This is a genomic window from Aliidiomarina soli (genome assembly GCF_003986975.1).
GTDB lineage: Bacteria > Pseudomonadota > Gammaproteobacteria > Enterobacterales > Alteromonadaceae > Aliidiomarina > Aliidiomarina soli.
Genome location: NZ_PIPO01000007.1, coordinates 125,167 through 147,696 on the forward strand (window position 1 = coordinate 125,167; position 22,530 = coordinate 147,696).

The window sequence follows — 22,530 nt, forward strand, 5'->3', positions numbered from 1 at the left end:
GTTCAGGTCGGAGGCAAGGTCTGTGCCGCGGCTTTAGCGGCTTTAATAACCTGATACAAGCCGTTGCTGCGCGACGGGCTTAACTGCCTTTCCAAACCACAGGATGTCAGCCAGGCGCTGGCGTCGAATTGCATTGCTGTCTCTGCAGTTTGCCCTTGCAGGGGTAACAGTGAGGCGTAGATCAGTGCCTGCACCATCCGTGCATCGCTGTGAAAGCGGTAATTCACATGCTGCTGAGTCCCTTCTACGCTGAGGTAGACCTGAGCTTCGCAGCCATGCACACGGTTGGCAGGGGTGCGCTGAGCCGGGTCCAATGAGGGTTGGGTTTTGGCGGCCAGTAAGAGAACCCGGTAGGTTTCCTGCCAGTTACCCTGGGCAAGAAGTTGCTGACGCAGGCTGTCAGCTGCTGCAGGCAAAATTGTCATAAGGTGTCGCAAGCCAGTTCGATGTGAACAAATAATGAACGCTGCCAGTATAAGTTGACAGCAAGTTAATGGAAATTCGCCGATATTATACCCATAAGCCTTGTTTGATGCAGGCGGGTTTTACATAATGCCGCACGGATTATCTGAATTTACCTGAATCTTTACGACGTAAAGAAGGATTGAAGTTATGAAAATTTTGGTCGCGGTGAAGCGCGTGATTGACTACAACGTCAAAGTCCGTGTGAAAGCCGATCAGTCAGACGTGGATCTGGCGAACGTTAAAATGGCATTAAACCCTTTCTGTGAAATTGCCATCGAAGAAGCCGTGCGATTGAAAGAAAAGGGCACGGCTGAAGAAGTGGTGGTGGTTTCGATTGGCCCGAAAGCCTGCCAGGAACAAATTCGCACCGCGTTGGCGTTAGGTGCCGACCGAGGCATTCATGTCGAAGCCGATGCGATGCCAGACTCGCTGGCAGTGGCTAAACTGTTAAAAGCAGTCGTTGCCGAAGAAAAGCCAGACATGGTTATTTTAGGTAAGCAGTCTATCGACTCAGATAACAACCAGACTGGCCAGATGCTGGGTGCGCTTACTGGCATGCCGCAAGGTACCTTCGCCTCTGAAGTGAAAGTTGAAGACGGCAAAGTGGATGTCACCCGCGAAGTGGACGGCGGTCTGCAAACCCTGCGTTTGACCTTGCCTGCTATTGTGACCACTGACTTGCGTCTCAATGAGCCGCGTTACGCGTCACTGCCGAATATTATGAAAGCCAAGCGCAAGCCGCTGGAGGTCAAATCGCCAGCTGATTTGGGTGTCGAAGTCAGCAGCAACATCAAGCTTCTCAAAGCGGAGCCACCGGCTGAACGTAGCGCTGGAGTTCGCGTAGCAGATGTCGCAGAACTGGTCGATAAACTGAAGAACGAGGCAAAAGTATTATGAGCATTTTAGTGATTGCCGAACACGATAATCAGAGCCTGAACCAGGCTACTCTGAAAGCAGTTGCAGCCGCGCAGCAGATTGGCGGTGATGTGGATATGCTGGTAGCAGGGCTGAATGCCCAGGGTGTCGCAGATAACGCGGCCCAGGTTGAAGGGATCAAACGCGTCCGGCTTGCGGACAACGCTGCTTATGAGCATCAACTGGCGGAAAATGTCAGTGAGCTGGTGGCGAAAGTCGGTGCTGACTACAGCCATATTCTGGCGCCTGCGACTACCACAGGCAAAAATATGATGCCGCGGGTAGCAGCACTCCTTGATGTCGGTCAGATCTCAGACATCGTTGCGGTGGAAAGCGCAGATACCTTTAAGCGTCCTATCTATGCTGGTAACGCGATTGCCACGGTGCAAAGCAGCGACAGTATTAAGGTAATCACTGTCCGTGGTACTGCATTTGACGCCGCCAATGCATCCGGTGGCAGCGCCTCTGTAGAAGCTATCGCCGATGTATTCAACAGCGATAAAGTTGAGTTTGTTGGTGAACAGCTGGCTGAATCAGAGCGCCCGGATCTTGCCTCAGCACCTGTGGTGATTTCTGGTGGTCGCGGTATGCAAAATGGTGAGAACTTTAAGCTATTGGAAAGTCTGGCAGACAAACTGGGTGCTGCGGTCGGTGCGTCGCGCGCTGCAGTCGATGCTGGCTTTGTGCCAAATGACATGCAAGTCGGCCAGACTGGTAAAATTGTCGCTCCACAGTTATATATCGCGGTGGGTATCAGTGGCGCGATTCAACACCTGGCGGGAATGAAAGACTCAAAGGTGATTGTGGCTATCAACAAAGACGAAGAGGCGCCAATTTTTCAGGTTGCTGATTATGGTCTGGTGGCGGATTTATTTGAGGCTTTGCCAGAGTTAGAAAAGGCGTTATCTTAATCTGATAACAACTAGTGACAAGCAGGTTAGTCCTCTGCTAACCTGCTTGCTATAGTTACAAAAAATAAACGTTTACTGGATCAATGTCTGGTCGACGATAAAGTAATAACGCCAGGGACTCTCACGTTTTGTGGGGTACGCAGGATAGGTGGCAACAACAATGAAAAGAAATCCAACTATGATAAAAAAATTACCTCTCGCCTCTGCGATTGCTATGGCACTCGCATTGCCAGCCCAAGCTGTTGAATTTGATCTCGGCCGTTACAATGTGCGTGTCGATTCAACCTTATCCATTGGTGCCACGATGCGCACTGAAGATCCAGACATGCGGGTTATCCACCCGGGTAACATGGCTGGAGGTGAAGGCCAGTCGGGGGTTGCCGACGACGGTAACCTGAATTTCGAGAAAGGTGACCTGACATCTTTGGTTTTCCGTGGCATCCACGACGTCGCAGTCGACGGTGGTAATCATGGCTTCTTTGTTCGTTTTAACTACTGGTATGACGATATTCTGAAAAACGAAAACGTCTATCATGGTCACGCCGCAACGAATTACTACCCAGATGCACGTCTGAACACCAACGCATTTGATGACTACTCAGCTGGCAGCGGTCTTAATTTGCTGGATGCGTTTTTCTACACTGGTTTTGACCTTGGTCAGATGCCGGTTGATTTACGTATTGGTCGTCAGGTTCTGAGCTGGGGTGAAAGCACCTTTATTCAGAACGGTATTAATTCCATCAACCCTGCCGATGTCAACGCGGTCCGTCGCCCTGGCGCCGAAGTTCGTGAAGCCTTGTTGCCGATTGGTATGGTCTCCGCGTCTATCGGCCTGAATGCCGGATGGAGTCTGGATGCCTTTACTGCCTTTGAGTGGGACAACACCAAGCTGGATGGGTGTGGTAGCTTCTTCTCTACGGTCGACATTATCGGTGGGCCAGGCTGCGATAAAGTAACCCTGAACCCGCAAATTGCACCGGGTCGCTTCCTTAGCGATCAGGAGTCTGTAGAAGCAGGCGCTTACATCACCCGTGCCGCTGATCGTGACGCAAGTGACAGCGGCCAGTATGGTTTAGCGGCGCGTTATTACTCGACCGCGCTTGATACTGAATTCGGTTTCTTCTTTATCAATGTACACAATACACAGCCGATTATTTCAGCTTATGACTGGGATACGCTGGCATGGGACACCGCTACTGAAACCGCGCCTAGCGGTTGGCAGACAGGTGATATCAGCACAGCAAACGTAGCTGCTATTGGTCCTCAATATTTTGTTGAGTGGCCGGAAGATAACCAAATTTTCGGTACCAGTTTCAGTACGACGCTGGGTGCATGGTCATGGTCCGGTGAAGTAAGCTATCGCCCAAATCAGGCGGTGCAAATCAATACTACCGAGATCCTCACAGCAGGTTTACAACCGGCAGCACCAAGTAGTTTCAGAAGCCGTATTACAGAAGCTCGTGGCGGTGATGTTGATGCACCAGTCGGTGCTTATGCACGTGGTTATGAAGAGCTTGAGGTGTATCAGGCACAAATGACCTTTGTGAACTTCTTTGACCGCCTGTGGGGCTCTCAACGGATGACCTTTATTGGCGAAGTTGGTGCCAACTATGTCGCTGATTTACCAGGCCTGGATGAACAGCGTTTCGGTCGCAACCCAGTCTACGGTAAATGCCTGACATCACAGGACCAGGCAACTATTGCACAGTTGCAGGGTAATCCGGGAGCAAGTGCCGGGGACTTCAACGACCAGAACTGTGAAGGTTTTGTCACTGACCTGTCGTTCGGTTATCGTGCACGCTTCGTGTTTGAATACGCCAACGTATACAAGGGCTGGAACCTGAATCCAACACTGGTATTTAACCACGACGTTCATGGCTATTCACCGAACCCTAACTTCATTGAAGGGCGCGTGAATGTAGGTCTGTTGATGGATGCGAGCTACCAGAGCAAATATCGCCTGTCGTTAGCGTACAACCATTACACAGGCGCTGATTACGATCCTGCACAGGACCGTAACCACGTCGGTGTAAACTTCGCGTACTCGTTCTAACTGGAACGGGACACGAAAACGACCAAAGGGTTTAAAGCAGGGGCAGATGCCCGGCTAACACCTTGAATATGTTAAAAAGCCAGCTTATGCTGGCTTTTTTGTTGGATTCAATCTGATCGATTGATAGGGGCATGGTATGAAACCAGGTTTAAATTATTTACTGACGGCGTCGGCAGCTCTGGCAGCGTTCGCATGGCCGGCGTCTGCAGCGGAGAGTGAGGTTAACCCACTGCAGTATGACGATGTCTTCGCGCTGGAGCTGGCAGCCGATCCGCAGGTCCATGCCAATGGCAATCACGTGGTCTTTGTTCGGCGCAGCATGGACCGCCAGACAGACCGCATGGTGGGACGTTTGTGGCAGGTGGCTACTGACGGTTCAAACCTGCGTCCGCTGACCTCAGGAGAGGGCAATGAAAGTAGTCCACGCTGGTCACCAGACTTCGAACGGCTGGCTTATGTGTCTGATCAAAGTGGCAGTCAGCAAATCCATATTCGCTGGCAGGACAGCGGACATACCTCGCTGGTCTCCACGCTTCCGTTTAGCCCGGGTAGCCTGAGCTGGTCCCCGGACGGCGAGTGGTTTGCCTTTACCATGTTTACCCCTGAGTCACGCCAGGCCCCGGTGCAACTTCCGGGCAAGCCAGCAGGCGCAGAATGGGCTGAGGCCCCGACCTATATTGACAGTGTCCAGTACCGCCGCGATGGCGCTGGCTATTCACCGCAGGGGAACTCCCATCTGTACGTGATGCCCGTCGAAGGGGGGACACCTCGGCAGTTGACCGAGGGCGACTATGATGTGCGTGGAACGATAAGCTGGAGCCATGACGGTGAGGCTATTTATTACAGTGCTAATAAAAACGAAAACCCAGTCGCAGAACCAGTTAACTCGGATATTTATCGGGTCGAAGTCGATTCGGCAGAAGTGCAGCGTATAACCAATACCAATGGTCCGGCAAGCGAGCCAAAAGTGTCGCCTGGTGGCCGTCAGATAGCCTTTGTCGGTTATCAAGACCGTCAGTTGGCGCATCAGGCAAACCGCCTGTACGTAATGAATACGGATGGTTCTGAGATCCGTAATCTGACCGAAGATCTCGACCGCAGTGTGAGTAGCTTTGAGTGGGCCCGCGATGGCCGTGGTATTTACTTTAGCTATGATGACGAGGGTGAAGGTCATTTGGCTCTGCATACGTTACGCGGTGTTGCTGAAACCCTGACCGATGGTGTAGGCGGCCTGTCTTATAGTCGCCCGTACACTGGTGGTCAGTTCTCGGTCGCCGACAATGGCAAACTTGTATTTACCCAAATGGCAAGTAACCGTCCTGCCGAACTCGCCTTCCTGGAGGGCAGTCAGACCCGCCCGATTACTCAGCTTAACCGCGATTTCCTTAGTGCATTCAGCGTCGGTGAGGTGGAGGAGTTTTGGCTTGAATCGTCGGTAGACGACACCCGGATTCAGGGCTGGATCATGTATCCGCCAGGTTTTGATGAAAGCAAACAGTACCCAATGATTCTTGAGATCCACGGCGGTCCGCATGCGGCTTATGGCCCTGTGTTCGCGATGGAGCTGCAGCTGATGGCGGCGCAAGGCTATGTGGTGGTGTACACCAATCCACGCGGCAGTACTAGCTACGGCGAAGACTTTGCCAATCTGATCCATCATAACTACCCAAGCAATGACTACGATGATTTGATGGATGCGGTTGATTTGGTGGTCTCGCGCGGCTTTGTTGATGAAGAGGAACTCTTTATCATGGGTGGCAGTGGTGGGGGCGTACTGACCTCATGGAGTATCGCTCATACTGATCGCTTTGCTGCGGCTATGGTGGTGAACCCGGTTATAAACTGGATTAGCTTTACCTTAACTGCAGATATGTACCCCTACTTTAGCCAGTACTGGTTCCCCGGTTTGCCATGGGACAATGTTGAACACTATATGGAGTATTCACCGATTAGCCATGTCGGCAAGGTCAATACGCCGGTCCTGTTATTCACAGGAGAGTCGGATCACCGCACTCCAATCAGTGAAACGGAGCAATATTATCAGGCTCTCAAACTACGTGGGGTGGAATCGGCGATGGTTCGTGTTCCGGGTGCATCACATGCCTTGCACCTGCGTCCGAGTAACTTGATGGCGAAACCAGCCTATGCGGTGTACTGGTTTGATCGTTTTCGCGCTAATGGTGGTGAAAGCAACTGATGCAAATGGCGGACCTGACCTGCCCGGTTTGGCAGTCACTGCTGGCTGACGAAGCGGAGCAGGCCTACTTCCAGACCCTGAGTGAAAAAGTGGACCAGGCCAGACGTGGTCCACTACCGGTTTATCCACCGTCAGCTGAGGTCTTTCGGGCGTTTCAGTTGACCCCCTATGCCAAGGTCAAGGTGGTCATTCTGGGGCAGGATCCGTATCACCAGCCTGGCCAGGCTCAGGGATTGTCATTTTCGGTGCCAGCAGACGTCAGGCTGCCACCGTCACTGCGCAATATATACAAGGCGCTGGCTTTGGATATTGAAGGCTTCGAAGCGCCATTGCAGGGCGATTTGAGCAGTTGGGCGGAACAGGGTGTGTTACTGCTGAATACGGTACTGACAGTGACTGAAGGCCAGCCTCATGCTCATGCAAAATGGGGGTGGGAGCAATTTACCGGGCAGGTATTGCGCTGCCTCAACGAGCACCCGCAACCTCTGGTGTTTTTATTGTGGGGTAAACACGCGCAGACTGCGGCCGCGGTGATTACTGACTCACGTCATCTAAAATTAAGCAGCGTACACCCGTCACCGTTATCGGCACATCGCGGGTTTTTTCAGTGTGGCCACTTTAGCCAGAGTAACCAATTTCTGCTGCAACAGGGAAGAGACGCTGTGGACTGGTGCAGCGTTATGCGGCCATCACCGGATCAGCAGCCTGCTGACCCAGGGCAAAAACAATCACGCCAGCAAAAGCTGGCGTGGTAAGTTTTAATGTTTGAGTTTTTAACAACTACTAGAGTTCAAGCTCTTCGAGCTCGCAATCGAAGCAGTAGTCGATGTCCATCAACTCTTTGCGTAAGCTATGACGTTCTTTCAACGCTTCGATTTCACGCCATTTGCGCTTGTTCGCACGAGACTTACTGGTTTTTTCAGTGACGTTTTTTAGTTCTTCTGAATGGTCCACTGGGCACCCCCTTTGTCTAACGAATCATTAACAAAATGCTAACGTATTAACCTTTTACCACATCTGAGCCTATTGTAAAACTCTTTTGTTGCAGAATTATTAACATATCTCGTAGTGCAGGTGCGGGAGGGTACAACTGATAGTCGTCTACAGATATGAAAAAGCCCAGCACTGGGCTGGGCTTGCGTGGTTGGCGCGGTATTTTAAACGCAGATTTACTATTTGCGCAGGCTGGCAGGCAGCAGTGTACGCATTTGGGTAACCATCATTTGCAATACTTTTGGGCTAGCCGCAACAATGTTACCGGAGGTTTCGTGATTCATCCCTCCAGCAAAGTCGCTGACCATGCCACCCGCTTCGCGAACTAATAATTGACCAGCCATCAGATCCCAGGGTTTCAGGCCTGCTTCCCAATAGCCGTCGTATCGTCCGGCGGCTACATAGGCTAAATCGAGCGCTGCAGACCCCATGCGACGGACGTCTGCCGCCTGTTCGAAGAATTTAGTGAACACCGCCTGGTACTCCGGCAGAATATGCCTCATGCGGAAGGGGAAGCCTGTGGCGAGAATAGTGCCGTCCAGATCTTTGTTTTTGCCGGTGCGAATGCGGTAGCCATTGAGCTGAGCACCGGCACCACGGCTTGCACTAAAGAGTTCATCACGCACCGGATCGAAAACCACGGCTTGCTGTACCTGACCTTTGACGACCAGCGCTATAGAGATACAAAAATGAGGGATTCCACGCATGAAGTTAGTCGTGCCATCGATGGGATCGATGACCCAAAGGTAATCACTGTCACTACCCTGTTGGTCGCCAGACTCTTCAGCCTGAATACTGTGGTTGGGGTAGGACTTGCGAATGGTATCAATAATGACGCTCTCCGCCGCTTTGTCGATATGAGTGACGAAATCGTGTTGGCCTTTGCCTTCAATGATCAGCTTTTCGCCCTGAGCCACTGATTTCATGACTACTTTTCCGGCCGCGCGCGCAGCGCGCACCGCGATATTAAGCATCGGATGCATGGTGATTACCTTTTGGTTGCTAAAGAACGTGAGCATTTTTTCATCAAAAAACGCCGGCGCATTATACGTGATGCAGCACCCAACGTAAACCGAATATGACCGAAAGGGCGGCCCTGTGTTAGAATCCAGGTCTCTTTTTTGTAGACTCTCATGGACCAATCCCGTGGGAGCGAACCCCAGGTTTGTGAGATCGTCATGTCAGCCGCAATTTTAGACAATTTACGCATTGTGCTTGTTAACACGTCCCATCAGGGCAACATTGGCTCTGCCGCCCGTGCCATGAAGACCATGGGCCTTTCCGAGTTGGTTCTGGTCGACCCGGTGGAAGCGCCACAAAGTCACGCCTCGGCGTTGGCCGCTGGTGCAACCGATATTCTGGCTCAGGCACGTACCGTTCCGACCTTGCAGGAAGCGATTGCGGACTGCCACTTGGTCTTAGCGACCAGTGCCCGCTCACGCACACTCGACTGGCCGATGCTGGACCCACGAGAAGCGGGGAAGCAGGCGGTGCAGGAAGCCGCTCGCGGCAGAGTCGCGCTGGTCTTTGGGCGTGAAAATAGCGGCCTGACCAATGAGGAACTGCAGCTTAGTCAGTACCATGTACATATTCCGGCGAACCCTGATTACAGTTCATTGAATCTGGCGATGGCTGTGCAGACACTCAGCTATGAAGTGCGCATGGCCTGGCTGGCCAGTGAGAACGAGCAGCAGGACGTGCAACAGGAGCCATCTACGTACCCACGGGGCGACGATCTCGAGCGTTTCTACCAGCATTTAGAGCAAAGTCTGACGCAGTCCGGCTTTATTGTCCGCCAGCATCCCGGGCTGGTCATGAATAAGTTACGTCGGTTATTTAACCGGGCACGGCCCGATGAGAACGAACTGAACATCTTACGTGGCATTTTGTCGACCTATGACAAACGTATGCTAAGTGATAAAACCAAAGGTTAGATAATGAAAACGCCCTTATACTTTGACTATGCAGCGACTACACCGATGGACCCTGAAGTGGCCGCAACCCTATGCCGCTATTTGACTGCCGATGGTGTTTTCGGTAACCCGGCCTCGCGCTCGCACCGCTTTGGCTGGCAGGCGGAAGAGGCGGTAGACGCGGCGCGCGAAGATCTTGCCGATTTAATCAATGCGGATCCGCGCGAAATCGTTTTCACCAGCGGCGCAACTGAGTCGAACAACTTGGCTATTAAAGGGGCGGTTGAACATCTGCAGCGACAGGGTGGTCATGATCCTTTGCATGTGGTGACCCTGAAGACCGAACATAAAGCGGTGCTGGATACCTGCAATGATCTGCAGCAGCGAGGGGTTGAAGTAACCTGTCTGGATGTGCAGCACAACGGTCTGCTTGATTTGGCTGCGTTGGAGCAGGCACTGCAACGGCCAACGGCTTTGGTCAGTGTGATGCACGTCAATAATGAAACCGGCGTGGTGCAGGATATTGCAGCCATTGCAGCGCTGTGTCACCGCAGTGGTGCACTGTTGCATGTCGATGCGGCGCAAAGTGTCGCTAAGCTAAAGGTCGACGTGCGCGCGCTAGATGTCGATCTGTTATCTATATCGGGCCATAAAATGTACGGCCCGAAAGGGATAGGTGCACTTTTTGTACGTCGTAGCCCGAGGGTCATGCTGCATGCCCAAATCCACGGCGGTGGGCACGAGCGGGGGATGCGTTCAGGTACCCTGGCGACCCACCAGATTGCGGCATTCGGCAAGGCAGCGGCTATTGCGCAGGCTGGACTTGCAGATGAATCGGCACGCATTGAAAGGCTGCGGGAGCAATTGTACAACGGACTGTGCGCTATTGGTGAGGTCACTTTGAATGGCCACCCGACTCAGCGCGTTGGCGGTATTATGAATCTACAGTTTGCCAAGGTGGATGGCGAAATGTTGCTGATGGCACTGAAAGACCTGGCGGTGTCGACTGGATCGGCCTGTAATTCTGCCAGCGTCGACCCGTCGTTCGTGTTAACCGCAATGGGGCTGGACCGGGATCAGGCTCACCGTTCGATCCGCTTCAGTGTCGGTCGCTTTACGACGGAAGACGAAGTTGCTCAGTGTATTGAGGTGGTCAGTGAGGCAGTGACCCGGCTGCGTAAGCAACCGAGCCCCTGGTAAGCAAGTTGGCGTTAGAGCCAGCGTTGACCTGATTTAGGCAGACGCCGAGTCTGGTTGTTTCAGGCGTTTAGCGAACGTTTGCTTGAATTTCGCCAGTTTCGGACCGACTACCATCGCGCAGTATGGTTGCTGCGGGTTGTTAGCGTAATAATCCTTGTGGTATTGCTCGGCCGGATAGTAAACCGGCAACGGTGCGACCTCAGTAACCACCGGGTCCGGCCAGGTTTGGTCGGCACCCATTTCAGCAATAATCGCTTCTGCTTCGCTACGCTGTTGCTGATCATGAACAAATATCACTGACCGGTACTGAGTACCAATATCGTTACCCTGACGGTTCAGTTGGGTTGGATCATGTAGGGCAAAAAAGATCTCAAGCAATTCCCGATAACTAATTTGATTCGGGTTGTAGCTCAGGCGAACGACTTCTGCATGGCCTGAGTCGCCATTGCAAACCTGCTGGTAGCTTGGGTTTTCAATGTGGCCGCCGGCGTATCCTGATTCCGCATCAATAATGCCCTGAACTTCTTTAAACGCAGATTCAATGCACCAAAAGCAGCCGCCACCAAGCGTGGCATGAGCCAGTTCCGGGGTGTCACTGGAATTACTGGAAACTAGATCGGTCATACGTGGAACTCCTGTTGGTTTTGGCGCGTATGTCGAAGATGTACGTTGTCGCACATTGTCGACTGGCCACCGCTACATCACGGTGGGCGTATAGACGTCTATATTAGATCGGTAACGACAGGATGAAAAGCCTTTTTTAAGAAAGTTTTATTGGGAATTAGCGACCTATTCGCGTATAATTCGCGCGAATTTATGAATCCAGGTGGTGCCGCGTGACGCGGGCCCTCAGCAAATCGAATTGGAGTTACAGCATGGCTTTGGAACGTACCCTGTCAATCATTAAACCTGATGCAGTTGCTAAAAACGTGATCGGCGCAATCGTCAACCGTTTTGAATCTGCGGATCTGCGCATCGTGGGTCAAAAAATGATGCACCTGAGCAAGGAACAGGCTGAAGGTTTTTATGCAGAACACAGCGAACGTCCTTTCTTTGGCGCGCTGGTTGAATTCATGACCTCTGGTCCTATCGTAGTGATGGTACTTGAAGGTGAAGGCGCGGTACGTAAGAACCGTGAAATCATGGGTGCAACGAATCCAGCTGAAGCGGCTGCCGGTACGCTGCGTGCTGACTACGCTGAAACGATCGACGAGAACGCGGTGCATGGTTCAGACGCACCTGAGTCTGCGGCTCGTGAAATCGCTTATTTCTTCTCTGATGAAGAAGTGTGCTCACGCACTCGCTAAGAGTTGCCTGACCAAGCAACGTCCAGCCTGGCAGGGCGTTGCCACTTTGACAGAGAAAGGACTTCCCGTAAGGGAATTAAAAAGGGCGCAGCAGGGGCCCTTTTTTTATAAATTTTTGTTGTAGAGATATAACTGCGACGGCAGTGACGGTTGAAGTCAAACCGCGGAGGTGCACATGGCGACCACAAACGAAAAAGTGAACTTGTTGGATTTAGACCGGCAAGGGATGCACGATTTCTTCTCCGAACTGGGTGAGAAGAAGTTCCGTGCTGAACAGGTAATGAAGTGGTTGCATCACTATTGCATTGACGATTTCGATGAAATGACCAACCTCAACAAGGTCCTGCGGGCTAAGTTGAAAGAGATCGCCGAAATCCGTGCACCTAAGATTAAACGTCAACAGCAGTCATCTGATGGCACCATTAAGTTTGCCATGGAACTGTTCGACGGGCAGGAAGTTGAGACGGTCTGGATCCCGGAAGATGACCGTGCCACATTGTGCGTCTCGTCGCAGGTTGGTTGCGCGCTTGAGTGTACATTCTGCTCGACCGGCTATCAGGGTTTTAACCGTAACCTGCGTGTGGCCGAAATTATTGGTCAGGTATGGCGGGTTAACCAACTGCTGGGGCCGTTTGGCAAAACCAATGTCAAAGCTGTGACCAACGTGGTCATGATGGGAATGGGCGAGCCATTGCTCAACATGAAGAACGTCGTCCCAGCGATGGAGCTTATGCTTGATGACTTAGCGGTCGGTCTGTCTAAACGGCGGGTGACCCTGAGTACTTCAGGGGTAGTGCCGGCGCTGGATATGCTGCGCGAGAAAATTGACGTGGCCCTGGCGATTTCACTGCATGCGCCAGATGACGCATTACGTAACGAAATAGTGCCTATCAATAAAAAATATCCGATTAAAGAATTTCTCGCGTCGGCAAAGGCGTATGTGGATCAGTCTAAAGCGCAGAAACAGGTCACCGTTGAATATGTCATGCTGGATCATATCAATGATTCAACGGATCAGGCGCATGCACTAGCACAAACGTTAAAAGACACCCCGAGCAAAATTAATTTGATTCCGTTCAATCCCTTTCCGCAGTCGCCATACGGGCGCTCGAGCAATTCACGAATTGATCGCTTCGCAAAGGTATTGATGCAACACGGTTATACCGTTATGGTTAGAAAAACCCGGGGCGACGATATTGATGCCGCCTGTGGGCAGTTAGTCGGCGACGTGGTCGACAGAACCAAACGTTTGCTAAAAAAACAACAACAACAGCAATCCATCGCCATCAAGAGCGTGTGATTCACGTGAGGCCAATATACGCATGACGGATCAACAACCGCACCAGGACGTGTCGGAAGATGCGGTGCAGCGACCTGCGCCGGAATCTCCTGGACGTCTGCTCAGAGAAGGGCGCGAGCGCCTTCAGTTAACAACGCAGCAAGTGGCAGAACGTTTGCGACTGCGGCACCAGATTATTCTTGATCTGGAAGGGGACTTATTCAGTAAGTATGTGGCGGGCACCTTTACCCGTGGCTACCTGAGATCCTATGCCCGGTTAGTCGACGTGGATGAAGAAAAGGTTCTCGCGGCCTATGCGTCGCAGGGTATCGAAGAGCCGGTTGATCAGACCATGCAAAGCTTTTCCCAACGTGCCCGTGAACAAAGTAACGATAATCGGCTGATGCTGGTCACTTATATAATCGGCGCCGTTATTATTGGTTCAGCGGTTATATTCTGGCTGCAAAATAAAGACAGTGAGGTAGAACCTGTAGCCCAGGGTATGGCCGAACGCATGGTGTCTGAACAGGATGCCAGCGTCGAGCTTGAACCTGCCTCCAGCGAAGTCGAAACGACCAGTGCTACCCGTGACCCCATTTTTATTGACGCCAGTGTGGTAGCAGACCGCGCGAATCGTGAGACCGATGTGGCGAGTGGTAACACCCCCCGCAGTACTGATGTGGTTGAAAATGATCAAGCCAATCGCGACGTCGCTGAGGGTAGCAGCCAGAATAATGCAGAGTCAGCAACCTCAGAGCCCGCCAATAGCGCGCAAAGCGAAGCTGTCGATGAATCTGCAACGACTGCCGAACCGGTTGAGCCAACGCCTGCCCGACAAGCGACACCGCAACCAACTCAGGCGGAGCCCGAAGAGGCACCACTGCCGTTGCCGGATGCTGAACTGGTGTTACGTTTCTCCGATGACACCTGGATCCGGATCGAGGATAACAACGGCGATGCGGTCGCATTTGGGGTGAAAGGCAGTGGTCATATTACCGAATTGAATGATCAGGGGCCGTACCAGGTTACTCTGGGCGCTCCGGAAAATGTTGAAATGTACTATCAGGGAACTTTGGTTGACTTGTCAGGCTATCGGCCTGGTCGAGTTGTTCGAATGACCCTGCCTGCAGACGAGTAGTAATAGTTATCATGCACCCAGAATCACCGATAAAACGTCGCCCCAGCCGTCGCATCTACGTCGGCAATGTACCAATAGGCGACGGTGCACCTATCGCGGTGCAGTCTATGACCAACACCCTGACCACTGACGTAGCGGCCACCGTTGCGCAGGTTAACCGATTGGCTGATGCCGGTGCTGATATTGTGCGGGTGTCCGTGCCCACTATGGATGCGGCAGAAGCGTTTAAATTAATAAAACAACAGGCGAAAGTACCGCTGGTGGCCGATATTCACTTTGATTATCGGATAGCGTTGAAAGTCGCTGAATATGGTGTCGACTGCCTGCGTATTAACCCTGGCAACATCGGCAATGAAGCGCGGATTCGTTCGGTAATTGACTGCGCTCGTGACCACAATATTCCGATTCGTATCGGCGTCAATGGCGGCTCATTAGAAAAGGATTTGCAGGAAAAATACGGCGAACCTACGGGGCAGGCATTGCTTGAATCAGCCATGCGCCACGTCGATATTCTGCAAAAATATGATTTCCAGGACTTTAAAGTCAGTGTCAAAGCCTCTGACGTTTTTCTGGCCGTGGATGCTTACCGTCTGTTAGCCAAACAAATCGACCAGCCACTGCATTTAGGTATCACCGAAGCCGGTGGCGCTCGCGCTGGTGCGGTGAAGTCGGCGGTCGGGCTTGGAATGTTGCTTGCAGAAGGCATTGGCGACACCCTGCGGGTGTCATTGGCTGCTGACCCGGTCGAAGAAATCAAAGTGGGATTCGACATTCTGAAGTCGCTGCGCATTCGCTCACGGGGCATCAACTTTATTGCCTGCCCGAGCTGCTCACGCCAGGAGTTCGATGTTATCGCCACCGTCAATGCGCTGGAAGAACGTCTGGAAGATATTACCACGCCGATGGATGTCTCAATTATTGGATGCGTGGTGAACGGACCGGGTGAAGCGCTGGTTTCAGATCTCGGCCTGGCCGGGGCAAAGACTAAATCCGGTTTATATGTCGATGGTGTTCGACAGAAAGAACGTTTACGCAATGACGATCTGGTGGATACCCTGGAAGCACGTATCCGGGCCGCCGTGAAGAAGCGCGATGCTGAACAACCTATCGATATCGCCATGGTAGATGGAACGGTAGACGGCGATAGCAAGCAGCCCCTATAATGCCGACATTTTTGACTGCAGGAAAAGACTAACGTGGCCAAACAAATCCAGGCAATTCGTGGCATGAATGACATTCTGCCAGAGCAAAGCCGTCGCTGGCAGTATATAGAGCAGGTAGTGCGCAGTATCGTTGCAAGCTACGGTTATGAAGAAATCCGTATGCCTGTGGTTGAGCAAACCGACTTGTTTAAACGCTCCATTGGCGAAGTCACCGATATCGTTGAAAAAGAAATGTATACCTTTGAGGACCGCAATGGCGACAGCCTGACTTTGCGTCCCGAAGGGACTGCCAGTTGTGTCCGCGCTGGCAATGAACACGGCCTGCTATACAACCAGCAGCAACGATTATGGTATATGGGCCCGATGTTCCGCCATGAACGCCCACAAAAAGGGCGTTACCGCCAATTTCATCAGGTTGGTGTTGAGGTGTTTGGCCTTAACGGACCGGACATTGACGCCGAACTGATTATCATGACCGCGCGATTGTGGAAGCAATTAGGGCTCAGCGAGTACCTTACGCTGGAACTTAATTCACTGGCCTCGAACGAGGCGCGGGCAGACTACCGCGACGCCTTAACCGCGTATCTGACCGAGCACGAGGCGGTACTGGACGAAGACAGTAAACGTCGTCTGCAGAGTAACCCACTGCGTGTGCTTGACTCCAAGAACCCGGCGATGAGCGACATGCTCAGTCAGGCACCAAAGCTTTCAGAGTACTGGGATGACGAATCACGCAGCCACTTTGCTGCGTTATGCCAGCGCCTCGATGCCCTGGGCATTCGCTATGTTCATAACGAGCGACTGGTGCGTGGTCTGGATTATTACAACCGTACGGTATTCGAATGGGTGACCGATAGCCTCGGCGCTCAGGGTACTGTCTGTGCGGGCGGCCGTTACGATGGTCTGGTTGAACAACTGGGTGGTAAAGCGACCCCGGCGGTGGGTTTTGCGATGGGGCTGGAACGGCTGGTGCTGATGCTTGAGCAGCTCGATGCTGTGACCTTACCGCAAGCAGTCGACCTCTATGTCTCGGCAATGGGTGAGGCGGCGGAACTTCCGGCGGTGAACGTTGCCGAACGCCTTCGAGACCAGTTTCCGACGCTACGTGTGATGCAGCACTGTGGTGGTGGCAATTTTAAGAAGCAATTAAAAAGAGCGGATAAGTCTGGTGCCCGCCTGGCCCTGATTATGGGTGAGGACGAAGTGGCACGTGACGTTGTCAGTGTTAAGTTTTTACGCGAAGACAAGCCTCAGCAAGAAATGAGCTGGGAGCAGATAGTCGCGACCGTGAACGAATTAGTTTAAGAACTGAAGAGGATTTGCAGGTGGAACACGAAGATCAACAGGTCGAACAGATAAAGCAATTTATGCGCGAATACGGCATCTGGATTGGTGCCGGCGTCGTTATTGGACTGGGCTCGTTATTTGCCTGGCGTGCTTATGATGCCTCTCAGATTGAAGCCCAGCAGCAGCGCACCGCAGCCTATGAGCAAATCTCACAACAGGTTCAACAAGGTGACGAGGAAGCGCTGGCGCAAGCCGAAGACGTGCTGAGTCAACTGGACGAATCCAGTCAGGCCGCCTTAGCTCACCTCCAGCTGGCGCGTCAGGCAGTGGATGCAGATGATTTGAGTAGTGCAGCAGATCATCTCTACAGTGCCCAGCAAAAAGCCGGTTCCAGTGTGGTGAGTGGTTTAGCTACCACCCGCTTAGCTCGCGTGCAATTGGCATTGGGCGAGTACGATGCAGCACTGCAGAGCTTGCAACAGTCTTTACCGCAAAGCTTTACTGCTCAGGTAGAAGAGATCCGCGGTGACGTGTATCTGGCTCAGGGTAACCCTGAGCAGGCCCGCGCAGCCTATCAAGCCGCCGTCGATCTAGGTGGCGCACAGTCGTCTCCTGGTCTGCAATTTAAATTTGAAAACCTGGCAGGTGAACTATAGTGCGATTGTTGAATTGGCGAGTCGCGATAAGTGGCGTTCTGTTAAGTGTTGGCCTGGCAGCCTGTTCCAGCACCGAAGAGCCTGATTATGCCGAGCTGCAAACATTCGAAGAGCAAGTAAGTGTAAACGTTGCCTGGAAGGCCAATGTAGGGCCAGGGTCTGACGAACACTATTCCCGCTTAACGCCAGTCTATGACGATGGTGTGGTTTTCGCTGCTGAGCGGCATGGCAACGTCGTCGCCTTGAACGCAGATAACGGTCGGCGCTTGTGGCGCCAGAACCTGACTCCAGCAACGGGATTCTCGTTATGGCGTCTATTCCGTAAAGGGCCGCCGGCAAAACTGGCTGGTGGGTTGACGTTGGATGGCGATACCCTTTATGTGGGTAACGAGAGCGGCATGCTCTATGCTATCAATAAAGACAACGGCGAGATCCAATGGCAGAGCCAGCTCGAGGGTGAAGTAATTTCAGCCCCGGCGGTCGGTGAAGGCTATGTCGTACTGCATCTTGGCAACGGCATGGTGGTGGGGCTGAACGCAGCTGATGGCGAAGAGCAATGGCGCCACGAAGAGGAAGTGCCTGCGTTGACTCTGCGCGGCAGTTCATCTCCGGTGATATCAGCCGGTGGCGTGATTTTGGGTACCAATAATGGACGCGCGGCGGTATTAGTGCTGGAAAGCGGCCAAATGGCCTGGGACGAACGCGTGGCGACTCCGTCCGGTGGCAGTGACCTGGAACGTATCGTCGATATTGACGCAACACCTGTGGTACGTGGCGACCAGGTCTATATGCTGGCGTTTAATGGCGAGCTGGTCGCATTGCAACTACGCACCGGTGAAGTGGTTTGGCGGCGTGATTACCAGGGGCATCGTACCCCACAGGTGGCAGGCAGTCGTATTTTCCTGACCACCAGTGAGAGCCACGTGGTGGCTGTTGATCGCCTCAGCGGCAACGAACGCTGGCGTTTGGCTGACCTTTACGGACGTAGTCTGACAGAGCCAGCTGTGCTTTCGGGTCAACTGGTGGTAGCCGATCGGTTTGGTTTCGTCCATTGGCTGGACCGCGATAGTGGCCAGATTATTGGGCGCTACGAAGCAAATGACCCTATCCAGGTAGCTCCCATACGGGCGGGCGATAAGGTTATTGTAATGACCATCGACGGCCGTCTAGTTGCGCTGACTGACTAGTCAGCGCTTTCAGTTTTAGAAAGGAAATAGAATGCTTCCGGTGGTTGCACTGGTGGGACGCCCGAATGTCGGCAAATCCACACTCTTTAATCGTTTAACACGTACCCGGGATGCCTTAGTTGCTGATTTCCCGGGCCTTACCCGTGACCGCAAGTATGGCCAGGCGAACTATGACGGCTATCAGTTTATTGTCATTGACACCGGTGGTATCGAAGGCAATGAGGAAGGCATTGACCTGCACATGGCGAAGCAGTCACTGCAGGCGATTGACGAAGCCGATATTGTTCTGTTCATGGTCGATGCGCGCGAAGGGGTAACTGCAGCCGATATCGCACTTGCTGACCATTTACGCCGCCAGGACAAATCTGTCTGGGTAGTTGCCAACAAGATTGACGGTCTCGATGCGGACTCTGCCGTTGCCGACTTCTATCAGCTTGGTCTGGGTGAGGTCTATCATATCGCCGCCGCTCATGGTCGTGGTGTGCAACAACTCCTTCAACGGACGCTGGAACCACTTCGGGATACCTACCCGGATGTGATCACGCCGCCGAAAGAAGAGCGCGACGAAGACGAAGACACCCTGGTTCGGCAGGCTGAATACTATGCGGATCAGCCGATTAAAATAGCCATCGTCGGCCGCCCGAACGTAGGTAAGTCAACACTGACTAATCGTTTGCTCGGTGAAGAGCGGGTGGTCGTGTTTGATATGCCCGGAACCACGCGGGATAGTATTTATATTGATATGGAACGCGATGATCAGAAGTATGTGATTATCGACACCGCCGGGGTGCGTAAGCGTGGCCGGATTGATCTTGCGGTGGAGAAGTTCTCCGTTATTAAGACTCTGCAGGCCATTGAAGACGCCAACGTGGTGATGCTGGTGATCGATGCCAGAGACCAGATTAGTGATCAGGACCTGAGTTTACTCGGCTTCGCCCTGAACGCCGGACGCTCAATTGTCATCACGGTGAATAAATGGGACGGACTGGAGCAGGACGCGAAGGACTGGTTAAAGCAGGAACTGGACCGCCGCCTTGGGTTCGTTGATTTTGCCCGAATTCATTTTATTTCAGCGTTGCACGGCACTAACGTGGGCCATCTGTTTGGCTCCGTTCAGGAAGCCTATAAGTCAGCGACCCAACGGGTTGGTACCGCGCAATTAACGCAAATCATGGACATGGCTCAGGATGAACATCAGCCGCCGCTGGTTCGTGGCAGACGGGTTAAACTTAAATACGCCCACGCTGGTGGCTATAACCCTCCGCTGGTGGTTATTCACGGCAATCAGGTGAAGTCATTGCCGAATACCTACAAACGCTATCTGATGAACTACTTCCGTAAGGCTCTGAAAGTCATGGGGACGCCGATAAAAGTTGAGTTCCGTGAAGGCGCGAATCCGTATGAAGGGAAGAAAAATAAGCTGACGTTGTCGCAACAACGCAAGCGCAAACGGATGTTACGTCACGTAAAAAAATAGGCAGCCTGAGCTGCCTTTTTTTATTGCACGCCGCTTTGCTGGTATCCCTGCACGGCGGCCACGTCCTCTTCGTCATAGACATACTCAGTCAGACAATAGTCACACGTCAGACGGATGTCGCCGTCCTGCTGTAATATATCTTTAAGCTCTGCAATCGGCACGCTGTACAATGCGTGCATGCTTTTTTCTTTCGAACAGCCACAAAAGAAGCGCACCGGCACCGGTTCGAATACGCGAAGGTCTTCTTCATGGTACAAACGGTGTAGGACAACGTTCGCTTCCAGCGTATGCAGTTCGTCGGCGGTCATGGTGGTGGTCAGCGTGGCGAGATGCTCGAAACCACGCTCCGGATCGTCTTCACCTGGTAACGCCTGGAGCAGTAAACCCGCAACCTGGGTAGCCGAGGTGTGCAGCCAGACTCGGGTGTTGAGCTGCTCAGACTGGGTGAAATAGCGTTCAATAACCTGACTCAGGCTGTGGTCATCGCGGCGCACTTCAACCAGCCCCTGATACCGCTCACCGTCTTTCGGCGTGAGGGTAATAATCAGGTACGATTTCGCGCCCATCAGAGCGGCAAAGCTATCATCAGCCGGAGTGGCGGTGAGTCGAGCAACGCCACGCAATAACTGGTCATGGCTACCATTAACGGTCGCAAAATTGAGCGCGCCATCGCCTTGTATTTGCAAATTAATATGGCCGTCAAACTTCAGTGTCGCGGTCAGTAAACTGGTCACCGCCATTAACTCACCGAGTAACTGCTGCACGCCAGCGGGATAGGCATGGCCTTCTACCAGACGCTGGTAGCTTTGCTGTAACTGCACGAGTTCACCACGCACCGGCGCATTGGCAAAGGTATAACGAATTAGACTATCGGCTGACTGCACTGCGACCACCTCTATTGATTCTTGAATTTGATAATATCACGCCGCTGCTTTTTATCCGGGCGGCCATGCGGGTGGGGATTATACAATGCATTGGCTTTGCGTGCAGACGCATTTTCTTCACGTTTTGCAATGCTGGCTTCGCTTTCCTGATACATTTGCTGGGCCTCGGGCGCGCCGCGGCGTCGTTCGGACAACTCAAGCACATGGACCTCCATTCGATCGTACCCGCGGGGGATAACGATTGTGGCACCGACTTCGACTGCTTTGGATGGCTTGCTACGTTGACCATTGTAACTTACTTTACCGGATTGAACGGCTTCGCGGGCCAGCGCGCGGGTTTTAAAAAAGCGCGCCGCCCAAAGCCATTTATCGAGCCGCACGCTGGCGGTGCTTTGTTTAGACTGAGCAGCTTTTAAGGAACTCATAACGGGACTCCGAGTCTGAAACGGGCGACTGTAGGACGATTGTCTTAGTTAAAGTGTAACATAGAGTCTTTGTTAAACCCGCTGTTGACAATTTGTTGCTATGCTTTTGCCTGGCAGGCTAGAATGTCACGCTAAACGATATATAAAAACGATAACAGATGTGCAGCTAATAGAATCCCGAATCCAGCAACATTTTACTCCATCCAGACAGCGTTTATTAGCGCTGAGTCTGGCGTGGCTGTTTAGCTTGATTGCCATATGGTGGTTGGCGCAGTTAACCTGGCGCGTGCTGACTCCTGCCGAACAGGTGGTGGTGGCCCCAATTTCGCTTGAACAGCGCGTTGGGAACGTCGAAGGTGACGCCCTGGTCGCTGTTCAGCAGCTTTATCTTTTTGGTGACCGGGTGGCCGCAGCGGAGGCAGAAGCTGAGGTGTTAGATGCCCCGGAAACAACGCTTAACGTACGCCTGGTCGGCCTGGTTGCAAGTGTGGATCCGGAACGCTCAGCGGCTATTATTGAACAGTCCGGTACTCAGCGTACCTATATTATCGGCGAACGCATTGGCAATAGCCGAGCGACGCTGGATGCGGTATTTCCGGACCGGGTTATACTCGACAACGGCGGGCGCCGAGAGGCCCTCTATATCGAGGGGCGGGACGGTTCCGAAGCGCAGCTTAGAATGCCAGCGTCTCCGGCGGCGCAGGCAAACCAGTCTGAAAGCGAGTCGACACGCTCGGAGCAAGTGGATCTTAGTGCCAACCAGGAGCTGCTTGAGGCAGTCAGTAACGTCCGTGAGAACCCGTCAGAATTACTCGAAATTATTAATGTGTCGCCGGTTCGCAATGGCCAGCAATTGACTGGTTACCGGCTGTCGCCGCGCCAAAACCGGGCGTTATTTGATGCCCTCGGGCTGCAACCCGGTGACATCGCGCTGGCTATTAATGGGTTTGATTTGACGGAGCCTTCCGAAGCTCTGGCTGCTATGAATGAATTACAAGATGCTACGCGCGCCATTGTGCAGGTGCAGCGAGGCAATAATATCATCGACCTGGAACTGCAGGTTCCTTAGGGTAACAGGTA

Annotated in this window: 22 protein-coding genes; 16 read left to right on the plus strand and 6 right to left on the minus strand. The window is 52.7% G+C overall.

The window, feature by feature from the left end; translation table 11 throughout:
• Window positions 1-2 precede the first annotated feature (2 nt).
• A complete protein-coding gene (locus tag CWE14_RS14440; protein ID WP_126800025.1) occupies window positions 3-425 on the minus strand; it encodes a SufE family protein in 423 nt (140 codons plus the stop codon).
• A gap of 187 nt (window positions 426-612) precedes the next feature.
• Between CWE14_RS14440 and CWE14_RS14445 the strand changes: the two genes are divergently transcribed.
• The 5 genes from CWE14_RS14445 (at window position 613) to ung (ending at window position 7,296) form a co-directional block, all read left to right on the plus strand.
• Window positions 613-1,362: an electron transfer flavoprotein subunit beta/FixA family protein gene (locus tag CWE14_RS14445; protein ID WP_126800026.1), complete on the plus strand. Its 750-nt coding sequence runs from the start codon at window positions 613-615 to the stop codon at window positions 1,360-1,362.
• Complete coding sequence (locus CWE14_RS14450; RefSeq protein ID WP_126800027.1) at window positions 1,359-2,291, plus strand: electron transfer flavoprotein subunit alpha/FixB family protein; 933 nt, start codon at window positions 1,359-1,361, stop codon at window positions 2,289-2,291. The genes CWE14_RS14445 and CWE14_RS14450 overlap by 4 nt, the downstream gene beginning before the upstream one ends.
• A gap of 178 nt (window positions 2,292-2,469) precedes the next feature.
• Window positions 2,470-4,344, plus strand: coding sequence for a DUF1302 domain-containing protein (locus tag CWE14_RS14455; protein ID WP_126800028.1), 1,875 nt, complete (start codon window positions 2,470-2,472; stop codon window positions 4,342-4,344).
• Between the two features lie 136 nt (window positions 4,345-4,480).
• On the plus strand, window positions 4,481-6,541 hold the full coding sequence (locus CWE14_RS14460; RefSeq protein ID WP_126800029.1) for a S9 family peptidase: 2,061 nt from the start codon (window positions 4,481-4,483) through the stop codon (window positions 6,539-6,541).
• Window positions 6,541-7,296, plus strand: a complete 756-nt coding sequence (gene ung / locus CWE14_RS14465) for a uracil-DNA glycosylase (RefSeq protein ID WP_241972427.1) — start codon at window positions 6,541-6,543, stop codon at window positions 7,294-7,296. Before CWE14_RS14460 ends, ung begins: the two co-directional genes overlap by 1 nt.
• Window positions 7,297-7,324: 28 nt before the next feature.
• Here ung and CWE14_RS14470 read toward each other — a convergent pair whose 3' ends face one another.
• Both CWE14_RS14470 and suhB read right to left on the minus strand, forming a co-directional pair.
• Window positions 7,325-7,495, minus strand: a complete 171-nt coding sequence (locus tag CWE14_RS14470; protein ID WP_126789101.1) for a DUF3545 family protein — start codon at window positions 7,493-7,495, stop codon at window positions 7,325-7,327.
• 218 nt (window positions 7,496-7,713) lie between these two features.
• Window positions 7,714-8,517 carry an inositol-1-monophosphatase gene (gene suhB, locus CWE14_RS14475; protein ID WP_126800030.1) on the minus strand — a complete coding sequence of 268 codons (804 nt, stop codon included), beginning with the start codon at window positions 8,515-8,517 and terminating at the stop codon, window positions 7,714-7,716.
• A 195-nt stretch (window positions 8,518-8,712) separates the two neighbouring features.
• Here suhB and trmJ point away from each other — a divergent pair, with 195 nt between their 5' ends.
• Together trmJ and CWE14_RS14485 are read left to right on the plus strand one after the other, a co-directional pair.
• The gene (trmJ, locus tag CWE14_RS14480) at window positions 8,713-9,468 is read left to right on the plus strand and encodes a tRNA (cytosine(32)/uridine(32)-2'-O)-methyltransferase TrmJ (protein WP_420837108.1); all 756 of its coding nucleotides are present in this window, start codon (window positions 8,713-8,715) and stop codon (window positions 9,466-9,468) included.
• A 3-nt stretch (window positions 9,469-9,471) separates the two neighbouring features.
• The gene (locus CWE14_RS14485; RefSeq protein ID WP_126800031.1) at window positions 9,472-10,647 is read left to right on the plus strand and encodes an IscS subfamily cysteine desulfurase; all 1,176 of its coding nucleotides are present in this window, start codon (window positions 9,472-9,474) and stop codon (window positions 10,645-10,647) included.
• A 33-nt stretch (window positions 10,648-10,680) separates the two neighbouring features.
• On the opposite strand, the gene msrA is transcribed toward CWE14_RS14485, so the two are convergent.
• On the minus strand, window positions 10,681-11,271 hold the full coding sequence (gene msrA, locus CWE14_RS14490; RefSeq protein ID WP_126800032.1) for a peptide-methionine (S)-S-oxide reductase MsrA: 591 nt from the start codon (window positions 11,269-11,271) through the stop codon (window positions 10,681-10,683).
• Window positions 11,272-11,522: 251 nt separating this feature from the next.
• On the opposite strand from msrA, the gene ndk reads away from it, so the two are divergent.
• The 8 genes from ndk to der all read left to right on the plus strand — a co-directional run bounded on the left by ndk (window position 11,523) and on the right by der (window position 20,141).
• Window positions 11,523-11,954, plus strand: coding sequence for a nucleoside-diphosphate kinase (ndk, locus tag CWE14_RS14495; RefSeq protein ID WP_126789106.1), 432 nt, complete (start codon window positions 11,523-11,525; stop codon window positions 11,952-11,954).
• 175 nt (window positions 11,955-12,129) lie between these two features.
• Window positions 12,130-13,254: a dual-specificity RNA methyltransferase RlmN gene (gene rlmN, locus CWE14_RS14500; RefSeq protein WP_126789107.1), complete on the plus strand. Its 1,125-nt coding sequence runs from the start codon at window positions 12,130-12,132 to the stop codon at window positions 13,252-13,254.
• 22 nt (window positions 13,255-13,276) lie between these two features.
• Complete coding sequence (locus tag CWE14_RS14505; RefSeq protein ID WP_126800033.1) at window positions 13,277-14,371, plus strand: RodZ domain-containing protein; 1,095 nt, start codon at window positions 13,277-13,279, stop codon at window positions 14,369-14,371.
• Between the two features lie 11 nt (window positions 14,372-14,382).
• Window positions 14,383-15,534: a flavodoxin-dependent (E)-4-hydroxy-3-methylbut-2-enyl-diphosphate synthase gene (gene ispG, locus CWE14_RS14510; protein ID WP_126800034.1), complete on the plus strand. Its 1,152-nt coding sequence runs from the start codon at window positions 14,383-14,385 to the stop codon at window positions 15,532-15,534.
• 33 nt (window positions 15,535-15,567) lie between these two features.
• Window positions 15,568-16,839 (plus strand): histidine--tRNA ligase, encoded by a 1,272-nt coding sequence (hisS, locus tag CWE14_RS14515; protein WP_126800035.1) that lies wholly within the window; start codon window positions 15,568-15,570, stop codon window positions 16,837-16,839.
• Between the two features lie 20 nt (window positions 16,840-16,859).
• Complete coding sequence (locus tag CWE14_RS14520; protein WP_126789111.1) at window positions 16,860-17,477, plus strand: YfgM family protein; 618 nt, start codon at window positions 16,860-16,862, stop codon at window positions 17,475-17,477.
• A complete protein-coding gene (gene bamB / locus CWE14_RS14525) occupies window positions 17,477-18,664 on the plus strand; it encodes an outer membrane protein assembly factor BamB (protein WP_157981837.1) in 1,188 nt (395 codons plus the stop codon). The genes CWE14_RS14520 and bamB overlap by 1 nt, the downstream gene beginning before the upstream one ends.
• 31 nt (window positions 18,665-18,695) lie before the next feature.
• Entirely contained in the window at window positions 18,696-20,141 is a 1,446-nt protein-coding gene (der, locus tag CWE14_RS14530) for a ribosome biogenesis GTPase Der (RefSeq protein WP_126800037.1), read from the plus strand.
• A 20-nt stretch (window positions 20,142-20,161) separates the two neighbouring features.
• Here der and hslO read toward each other — a convergent pair whose 3' ends face one another.
• Window positions 20,162-21,025, minus strand: a complete 864-nt coding sequence (gene hslO, locus CWE14_RS14535; protein ID WP_126800038.1) for an Hsp33 family molecular chaperone HslO — start codon at window positions 21,023-21,025, stop codon at window positions 20,162-20,164.
• A gap of 11 nt (window positions 21,026-21,036) precedes the next feature.
• Window positions 21,037-21,450 (minus strand): ribosome-associated heat shock protein Hsp15, encoded by a 414-nt coding sequence (gene hslR / locus CWE14_RS14540; RefSeq protein WP_126800039.1) that lies wholly within the window; start codon window positions 21,448-21,450, stop codon window positions 21,037-21,039.
• A gap of 160 nt (window positions 21,451-21,610) precedes the next feature.
• On the opposite strand from hslR, the gene gspC reads away from it, so the two are divergent.
• Window positions 21,611-22,519 (plus strand): type II secretion system protein GspC, encoded by a 909-nt coding sequence (gene gspC, locus CWE14_RS14545; RefSeq protein WP_157981838.1) that lies wholly within the window; start codon window positions 21,611-21,613, stop codon window positions 22,517-22,519.
• Window positions 22,520-22,530: the final 11 nt, after the last annotated feature.

What these genes read in the sequence shown, in the direction of transcription:
- CWE14_RS14440 (WP_126800025.1), bottom strand. Translation starts at nt 425, where the DNA reads ATGACAATTTTGCCTGCAGCAGCTGACAGCCTGCGTCAGCAACTTCTT.
- CWE14_RS14445 (WP_126800026.1), top strand. Translation starts at nt 613, where the DNA reads ATGAAAATTTTGGTCGCGGTGAAGCGCGTGATTGACTACAACGTCAAA.
- CWE14_RS14450 (WP_126800027.1), top strand. Translation starts at nt 1,359, where the DNA reads ATGAGCATTTTAGTGATTGCCGAACACGATAATCAGAGCCTGAACCAG.
- CWE14_RS14455 (WP_126800028.1), top strand. Translation starts at nt 2,470, where the DNA reads ATGATAAAAAAATTACCTCTCGCCTCTGCGATTGCTATGGCACTCGCA.
- CWE14_RS14460 (WP_126800029.1), top strand. Translation starts at nt 4,481, where the DNA reads ATGAAACCAGGTTTAAATTATTTACTGACGGCGTCGGCAGCTCTGGCA.
- ung (WP_241972427.1), top strand. Translation starts at nt 6,541, where the DNA reads ATGCAAATGGCGGACCTGACCTGCCCGGTTTGGCAGTCACTGCTGGCT.
- suhB (WP_126800030.1), bottom strand. Translation starts at nt 8,517, where the DNA reads ATGCATCCGATGCTTAATATCGCGGTGCGCGCTGCGCGCGCGGCCGGA.
- trmJ (WP_420837108.1), top strand. Translation starts at nt 8,713, where the DNA reads ATGTCAGCCGCAATTTTAGACAATTTACGCATTGTGCTTGTTAACACG.
- CWE14_RS14485 (WP_126800031.1), top strand. Translation starts at nt 9,472, where the DNA reads ATGAAAACGCCCTTATACTTTGACTATGCAGCGACTACACCGATGGAC.
- msrA (WP_126800032.1), bottom strand. Translation starts at nt 11,271, where the DNA reads ATGACCGATCTAGTTTCCAGTAATTCCAGTGACACCCCGGAACTGGCT.
- ndk (WP_126789106.1), top strand. Translation starts at nt 11,523, where the DNA reads ATGGCTTTGGAACGTACCCTGTCAATCATTAAACCTGATGCAGTTGCT.
- rlmN (WP_126789107.1), top strand. Translation starts at nt 12,130, where the DNA reads ATGGCGACCACAAACGAAAAAGTGAACTTGTTGGATTTAGACCGGCAA.
- CWE14_RS14505 (WP_126800033.1), top strand. Translation starts at nt 13,277, where the DNA reads ATGACGGATCAACAACCGCACCAGGACGTGTCGGAAGATGCGGTGCAG.
- ispG (WP_126800034.1), top strand. Translation starts at nt 14,383, where the DNA reads ATGCACCCAGAATCACCGATAAAACGTCGCCCCAGCCGTCGCATCTAC.
- der (WP_126800037.1), top strand. Translation starts at nt 18,696, where the DNA reads ATGCTTCCGGTGGTTGCACTGGTGGGACGCCCGAATGTCGGCAAATCC.
- hslR (WP_126800039.1), bottom strand. Translation starts at nt 21,450, where the DNA reads ATGAGTTCCTTAAAAGCTGCTCAGTCTAAACAAAGCACCGCCAGCGTG.